Source organism: Weissella sagaensis, from assembly GCF_005405285.1.
GTDB lineage: Bacteria > Bacillota > Bacilli > Lactobacillales > Lactobacillaceae > Weissella > Weissella sagaensis.
On sequence record NZ_BJDT01000018.1, the window covers coordinates 1 to 1,518 of the forward strand.

Here is a 1,518-nt window from a genome sequence, read left to right on the forward strand (position 1 = left end):
GAGCTTGCTCTGATTTGATTTTTTGATTTCAAAGAGTGGCGAACGGGTGAGTAACACGTGGGTAACCTACCTCTTAGCAGGGGATAACATTTGGAAACAAGTGCTAATACCGTATAATACCAACAACCGCATGGTTGTTGGTTGAAAGATGGTTCTGCTATCACTAAGAGATGGACCCGCGGTGCATTAGCTAGTTGGTAAGGTAATGGCTTACCAAGGCAATGATGCATAGCCGAGTTGAGAGACTGATCGGCCACAATGGGACTGAGACACGGCCCATACTCCTACGGGAGGCAGCAGTAGGGAATCTTCCACAATGGGCGCAAGCCTGATGGAGCAACGCCGCGTGTGTGATGAAGGGTTTCGGCTCGTAAAACACTGTTATAAGAGAAGAACGGCACTGAGAGTAACTGTTCAGTGTGTGACGGTATCTTACCAGAAAGGAACGGCTAAATACGTGCCAGCAGCCGCGGTAATACGTATGTTCCAAGCGTTATCCGGATTTATTGGGCGTAAAGCGAGCGCAGACGGTTATTTAAGTCTGAAGTGAAAGCCCTCAGCTCAACTGAGGAATTGCTTTGGAAACTGGATGACTTGAGTGCAGTAGAGGAAAGTGGAACTCCATGTGTAGCGGTGAAATGCGTAGATATATGGAAGAACACCAGTGGCGAAGGCGGCTTTCTGGACTGTAACTGACGTTGAGGCTCGAAAGTGTGGGTAGCAAACAGGATTAGATACCCTGGTAGTCCACACCGTAAACGATGAGTGCTAGATGTTCGAGGGTTTCCGCCCTTGAGTGTCGCAGCTAACGCATTAAGCACTCCGCCTGGGGAGTACGACCGCAAGGTTGAAACTCAAAGGAATTGACGGGGACCCGCACAAGCGGTGGAGCATGTGGTTTAATTCGAAGCAACGCGAAGAACCTTACCAGGTCTTGACATCCCTTGACAACGCTAGAAATAGCGCGTTCCCTTCGGGGACAAGGTGACAGGTGGTGCATGGTTGTCGTCAGCTCGTGTCGTGAGATGTTGGGTTAAGTCCCGCAACGAGCGCAACCCTTATTATTAGTTGCCAGCATTCAGTTGGGCACTCTAGTGAGACTGCCGGTGATAAACCGGAGGAAGGTGGGGATGACGTCAAATCATCATGCCCCTTATGACCTGGGCTACACACGTGCTACAATGGCATATACAACGAGTCGCTAACCCGCGAGGGTACGCTAATCTCTTAAAGTATGTCTCAGTTCGGATTGTAGGCTGCAACTCGCCTACATGAAGTCGGAATCGCTAGTAATCGCGGATCAGAACGCCGCGGTGAATACGTTCCCGGGTCTTGTACACACCGCCCGTCACACCATGAGAGTTTGTAACACCCAAAGCCGGTGGGGTAACCTTTTAGGAGCCAGCCGTCTAAGGTGGGACAGATGATTAGGGTGAAGTCGTAACAAGGTAGCCGTAGGAGAACCTGCGGCTGGATCACCTCCTTTCTAAGGAAAATCGGAAGCCTACACATCTATAA

1 rRNA gene is annotated in these 1,518 nt (G+C 50.3%); it reads left to right on the plus strand.

Annotated elements, in window-relative coordinates:
• Positions 1 to 1,486, plus strand: a 16S ribosomal RNA gene (locus tag FFM55_RS09655); the annotation flags it as partial.
• Between the last annotated feature and the right edge of the window lie 32 nt (positions 1,487 to 1,518).